Genomic DNA, 6,062 nt, shown 5'->3' on the forward strand with positions numbered 1-6,062 from the left:
CGCTGGAATCCAGCGCGGCCGGCAGGAGGGGAGGCGTGCGGCGCCTATTCCGTGGCGATCGCCCCCAGCACGTTCATCCGGCCCGCGCGGAACGCCGGGACCAGGGCTGCGATCAGGCCGACGAAGGCGGAGGCGACGAAGACGCCGGCGATGGTGGGCCAGGGGATCTCGAGGACCTCGAGGCCTTCGAGGGCGAGGAGGGACTGGGCGGAGGTGCCCCAGCCGATGCCGAGGGCGAGGCCGAGGAGCGCGCCGAAGAGGGCGATGACGACGGACTCGAGGCGGATCATGCGGCGGAGCTGCCGGCGGGAGAGGCCGATGGCGCGCATGAGGCCGATCTCGCGGGTGCGTTCGACGACGGACAGGGCGAGCGTGTTCACGACGCCGAGGACGGCGACGATGATGGCGAGGGCGAGCAGGCCGTAGACGATGTTGAGCAGCTGGCTCATCTGGTCCTGGAGCTGCTGCTTGTAGTCGGTCTGGTCGCGGACCTGGAACTGCGGGTACTCGGCGAGCGCCTTCTTCAGCCCGGCGTAGGCCGCCTTCTCGCTGCCGTCGTCGGCCTTGGCGAACATCATGAAGTTGGCGGGCATCCGGTCCGCGGGGACGTGCTCGCGGACGGTGGCGACGTTGACGTACATCGCGCCCTTGTCGAGGGTGACGTCGTCGTCGGTGATCGCGGCGACCTCGAGCCGCGCGGTCCCGCCGTCCTTGAACGCGACCCCGATCCGGTCGCCGACCTCGACGCCGTGGGCCTCGGCGTAGACGTTGCCGACGGACATCGCGCCCGGGGCGTACGCCGCCCTCAGCTCGCCGGCGACGACCTCGCGCCGCAGGTCGTCGGCGTAGGTGGGATCGGTGGCGATCAGCTCCTCGGACTGCTTCGAGCCGTCGGGCGCGGTGAGGACGGACTGGACGCCGGTCATGCGGGTGACGGTCGCGAGGCCGGGGACGTCGGCGACGGCCTGCTCGGCGGCGGGGGTGAGCCGCTGGCCGGCGTCGGACTGGACGATGAAGTCCGCGCCGACGGAGGAGTCGAGCTCCTGGTTGGCGGAGGCCACGAGGGACGCGCCGACCACGGAGAGGCAGGCCACCAGGGCGAGGCCGATCATCAGGGCCGCTCCGGTGGCGCCGGTCCGGCGGGGGTTGCGCAGGGCGTTGCGCTCGGCGAGCCGGCCGACGGGGCCGAAGCCGCGCAGGACCACCGCGCCGAGGCCGCGGACGACCCCGCCGGCGAGCAGCGGGCCGATCACGACGAACCCGACGAGGGTGAGCAGGACACCGCCGGCCAGGTAGAGCGAGCCCTCGGAGGCCTCGGAAGCCTGGGTGGCGGCGAGGAGCCCGGCGGCGCCGGCCCCGGTGAGGAGCGCCCCGACGACGCCGCGGACGATGCCGGCCCGGGTGTCGGACGGCGTGCCCGCGTCCCGCAGCGCGGCCATCGGGGAGACCTTCCCGGCCCGTCGGGCGGGGACGTAGGCGGCCAGGACGGTGACGACGATGCCGAGGAAGAGGCCGACGGCCGGGGTGGTCCAGGCGACGGTCAGGTCGTCCGTGGACAGCTCCATGCCCATGCCCGACATCAGCTCCATCAGCCCGACCGCCAGCCCGACGCCCGCCGCGACCCCGAGGACGGAGCCGAGCACGCCGAGCAGCAGCGCCTCGACGAGCACGGACCGGTTGATCTGCCGGCGGCCGGCGCCGATCGCCCGCATCAGGCCGATCTCCCGGGTGCGCTGGGCGACCAGCATCGAGAAGGTGTTGATGATCAGGAAGATGCCGACGAGGAAGGCGATCGCGGCGAAGCCGAGCATCGCGTACTTCATGACGTCGAGGAACGAGCCGACGCTCTCGCGGCCCTCGTCGGCCGCCTCGTCCTGCGTCTGCAGCTTGAACGGGCCGGCGGCCGAACCGCCGAGCGCGCTCGCCACGTCCGCCTTGAGGTCGCGGTCGCTGACACCGCTCGCGGCGGCGGCCGAGACGTTGGTGAACAGGCCCTCCTTGCCGAGCAGTTCGCGCTGGGCGGTGGCGGTGTCGAAGTAGACGACCGCCGCGCCGGGGTTGGTGACCTTGAAGGTGGCGATGCCGGCGATCCTCGTGGTGAAGTCGCCGCCCGCGGAGATCGTGCGCAGCTCGTCGCCCATGCGCAGGCCGTGCTTCTCGGCCGTGTCGGAGTCGATCATCACCTCGGTGGGGCCGCGCGGGGCGTGGCCGGAGGTGATCTCCATCGAGCGCAGGTCGTTGAAGGTCCAGTTGCCCGCGATGGTCGGCGCGCCGGTGGACGAGCCCATGTTCTCGTTGTCGCGGTTCACGACGGTGACGCTCATCGAGACGACGACGCCCTCCGCTTTCGCGACCCCGTCCGCGGCGCGGACCTCGTCGACCACGGAGGCCGGGAGCACCTCGGGGCGGCCGGTCTCGGGGGCGTCGTCGACCTCGCCGACGTTCCGCGGGCTGACCGTCACGTCGGGCGCCGTGGCCGCGAAGAGCTTGTCGAAGGTGGTGTTCATGGTGTCGGTGAAGACCAGCGTCCCGGAGACGAAGGCCACCGAGAGCAGCACGGCGACGGCGGAGAGCGCCATCCGGCCCTTGTGGGCGAAGAAGTTGCGCAGCGACAGCTTGAGCACGGTCATGACGTGCGCCCCCGGGCGTCGAAGTCCTTCATGCGGTCGAGGATCTGGTCGGCGCTCGCCCCGTGCATCTCGTCGACGATGCGGCCGTCGGCGAGGTAGAGGATCCGGTCGGCGTAGGAGGCCGCGACGGGGTCGTGGGTGACCATCACGATGGTCTGACCCAGCTCGGTCACCGACTTCCGCAGGAAGCCGAGGATCTCGGCGCCGGCGCGGGAGTCGAGGTTCCCCGTCGGCTCGTCACCGAAGACGATCTCGGGCCGGGCGGCCAGGGCGCGGGCCACGGCGACGCGCTGCTGCTGGCCCCCGGAGAGCTGGGTGGGCCGGTGCCTGAGACGGCCCGCGAGGCCGACGGTCTCCACCACCTGGTTCAGCCAGGCCGCGTCGGGCCTGCGGCCCGCGATGTCCATCGGCAGGGTGATGTTCTCCAGCGCGTCCAGGGTGGGCAGCAGGTTGAACGCCTGGAAGACGAAGCCGATCCGGTCCCGGCGCAGCTGGGTGAGCTTCTTGTCCTTCAGCTTCGTGATCTCGGTGTCGTCGAGGTGGATCTGCCCGGAGGTGACCGTGTCGAGGCCGGCCAGGCAGTGCATCAGCGTCGACTTGCCCGAGCCGGACGGGCCCATGATCGCCGTGAACCGGCCGCGCTCGATGTCCACGTCCACGTGGTCGAGGGCGACGACCCGCGTCTCCCCCGCGCCGTAGGCCTTCACCACCTGGCGGGCGCGGGCCGCGACCTCCGTGCGCGCCCCGGCGCCTCGGTCCTTCAGCGTGCTCGTGGCAGTTGTCACGGTCCGTCCCCCAACGTCGTCGAACATCTCGTATGTCACCTTGTGTGGATTGCGTTACGAGAATTCTTCTCCGCCGTGACGCCCGGCACATTGGGGATCGGCCCCGAATCCCCCCGGGGGTTTCCCCCACCCCGACCCTGACGCCGCCCTCAGGGTTCTCCCCCGGTTCCTCGTCCCGGCGGACGAGGGGCGGCTCCGACCCGCGGCCCGGGCCCCGGGTCAGCCGCGGCCCGTGAGGGAGGCGAGCGAGGTGCGGATGTGGGTGAGGTGGGCGCGGAGTTCGTCGGCCGCGGCCTCGTGCTCGCGCAGGACGCGGTCGGTGTCGCGCTCGACGCGGGCGGCATGGGCGGTCGCGGCGGCGAGGAGGTCGTCGGCGCGGGCGCGGGCGTCGTCCGCGGTGCGGCGGGCCGCGGCCTCGGCCTCGGCGCGGGTCCGTTCGGCGTCGGCGAGCAGGCCGTCGCCGTAGGCGGCCGCGTCCGCGAGCCGGGCCGCGACGGACTCCTCGCGGGCGGCGGTCTCCCGGGCAGTCGCCTCCGCGGCGGCCGCCTGGTCGGCCTGCCGGCGTTCGAGGATCGCGGCGGTGCGCCGACGGGTGTCCGCGAGGACCGCGTCGGCCTCCTCACGCTCGCGTGCCGCGTCCTGCCGGGCCTCCGCGCGGAGGCCCTCCGCCTCGGCCTCGGCCGTCTCCCGTACCGCCTCGGCGTGCTCCTCGGCCGCCGTCCAGAGGGCGGAGGCGTCCGTGCGGGCCGCCTCCCGCAGGGCCCGGCCGGCCGCCGTCGCCTCGTCGGACAGCTGCTGGGCGGACTCGCGGGCCGCGTCCCGGAGGGCGAGCGCCTCCTCCTCGGCGACGGCGAGGATTTCCTGGGCGCGCGGCCCGAGCACCTCGTAGGTCTGCGGCGGCAGCTCGGCGACGACCTTCCGCAGCCGCTCGGCCTCCTGCGACAGCTCGTCCCGGAGCGCGGTGAGGCGGGACACCCGGTCCAGGGCGTCGTCGCGCCGACGTACCGCGTCGGCGGCGTACGCGTCGACCTGCTCGGGCCGGTAGCCCCGGCCGCGCACGGTGGTGAATCCCTGCGGTGACGTTCCTGCACTGCTCATCCCGGAAGCCCCTCGTCGCTCACTCGTCACCGCCGTCACATCCGTCGCAAATCGCGACAGTCCACCCGTCCCAGGATGCGGCACGGGCGGCTCACGGCAAAAAGACCGCCCGGCCCCGGGGGATCCGGGGCCGGGCGGGCGGCAGGGCGGGAGGCGTCAGAGCAGCCCGTCCCACATCTGCTCCAGGAGCACCGACCACCAGGTGTCCGGGGTGGCGAGCGCCTGCGGGTCGAGCGCGGCGAGGCCGGCCTGGAAGTCGACCGTCCACCGCCCGGCCTGCTCCTGGGTGAGGCCGAAGCGCAGCCGCCACATCGTCCCCAGCAGGCCCATGCAGCGGACGAACTCGGGCAGTCCGGCGTTCACGAACTGCACGGGTGCGGGCTGGGAGGCGTCCGGGCCGGACTCGACGGGCACGGCGACGATGTGCGCGGTGCCGTACTGCACGCAGACCGCCCGGCCGAAGTCGCTGCCGAGCACGAGGTAGGAGGCGGCGTCGGCGTACGGCCGCACCCCGCGCTCCTGGGCCAGCTCGGCGAGGGTCGGCACGGGGCGACCCGGCTGGGACTGCGCCCAGAAGAACGGGCCGAAGTCCAGGGGCAGCCCGACCCACACCAGGAGGTGCGCGACGAGGTCCGGGACGCCCTGGCGGGACACCGCCCGCTGGTCGAAGCGGTAGACGCCCTGCGGGCCGAACGCGTTGAACAGCTCGTGCGCCAGCGCCTCCGGCGGCACCGGCGGGGCGGGCTGGACCGGTGGCAGCGGGGCCCGTACGGGGGCCGTGCGGGCGGGGCCGTCGGCGACCTGGTGCAGCTCGCCCTGGTGGGCCAGGAGCTGCGCCACGCCCTGCCGGCGCGAGGCGTGGTCGGCGCCGTACGGGGCGATCGACGTGATCCGGGCCTGCGGCCAGGTCTCGCGGATCATCCGCGCGCAGTACGCGCCGGGCAGCTCGCAGGACTCGAGCTCGGTGTGGAGCTCCAGGACCTGCTGCGGGGGCACGTTCATGGCCCGCAGCTCGTGCAGCATCTGCCACTCCGGGTGCGGGGTGCCGGGCGCGGAGCGGCGGATGAGCTGCTGCTCGGTGCCGTCGGCGGCGCGGTAGCGCAGGACGGCCTGGTAGCCGGGCCCGACGGCGAGCGGGCCGGACGGCTGGGGCCGGGGCTGCGGCGGCGGGGGGTGCGGGAAGCCGTAGCCGGGCGCGGCCTGCGGCATCCCGGGCGCGGCGCCGGGCACGCCGGGCGGTGTCCCGGGCGCGCCGGGGGCGGCCGGGGGCTGCGGCGCGGGCGGCGGGGTGCCCGGCGGGCGGCCGGTGACCGGCGGCCCGGACAGCACCGTCGCCGCGTGGTGCGCCCCGGGGGCGCCCGGGGCCCCCGGGGCGGCCGGAGTGCCCGGTGCGCCCGGCGGGCGCGGCGGCTGCGGGCCCACGCCGGGCCCGGACAGGACCGTCGCCATGTGGTGCAGCGGATCGGGGCCCGCGGCGGGCGGCGTCCCGTCGGGCGTCTGCGGCACGAGCTGCGTCGGGACGTAGCCCCCCGCGGGTCCGTCCCCCGGG

The 6,062-nt window shown here is 74.8% G+C and carries 4 protein-coding genes; all 4 read right to left on the minus strand.

From position 1 onward, the window contains the following. Nucleotides 1–44: 44 nt before the first annotated feature. Nucleotides 45–2,630, minus strand: coding sequence for an ABC transporter permease (locus ACFWEG_RS27870; protein WP_387220564.1), 2,586 nt, complete (start codon nucleotides 2,628–2,630; stop codon nucleotides 45–47). Further along, complete coding sequence (locus tag ACFWEG_RS27875; protein ID WP_387220572.1) at nucleotides 2,627–3,337, minus strand: ABC transporter ATP-binding protein; 711 nt, start codon at nucleotides 3,335–3,337, stop codon at nucleotides 2,627–2,629. Before ACFWEG_RS27875 ends, ACFWEG_RS27870 begins: the two co-directional genes overlap by 4 nt. 297 nt (nucleotides 3,338–3,634) lie before the next feature. Next, the gene (locus ACFWEG_RS27880) at nucleotides 3,635–4,513 is read right to left on the minus strand and encodes a cellulose-binding protein (RefSeq protein WP_387220567.1); all 879 of its coding nucleotides are present in this window, start codon (nucleotides 4,511–4,513) and stop codon (nucleotides 3,635–3,637) included. A gap of 156 nt (nucleotides 4,514–4,669) precedes the next feature. Then, nucleotides 4,670–6,062 (minus strand): SUKH-4 family immunity protein (locus ACFWEG_RS27885; protein WP_387220569.1); only part of this gene is annotated, 1,393 nt, incomplete at its 5' end.

The sequence above is a fragment of the Streptomyces sp. NPDC060194 genome (assembly GCF_042728285.1).
Lineage (GTDB): Bacteria > Actinomycetota > Actinomycetes > Streptomycetales > Streptomycetaceae > Streptomyces.

Excerpts from the sequence above, each read along its gene's own strand:
- ACFWEG_RS27870 (WP_387220564.1), bottom strand. The coding sequence starts at position 2,630 with ATGACCGTGCTCAAGCTGTCGCTGCGCAACTTCTTCGCCCACAAGGGC.
- ACFWEG_RS27880 (WP_387220567.1), bottom strand. The coding sequence starts at position 4,513 with ATGAGCAGTGCAGGAACGTCACCGCAGGGATTCACCACCGTGCGCGGC.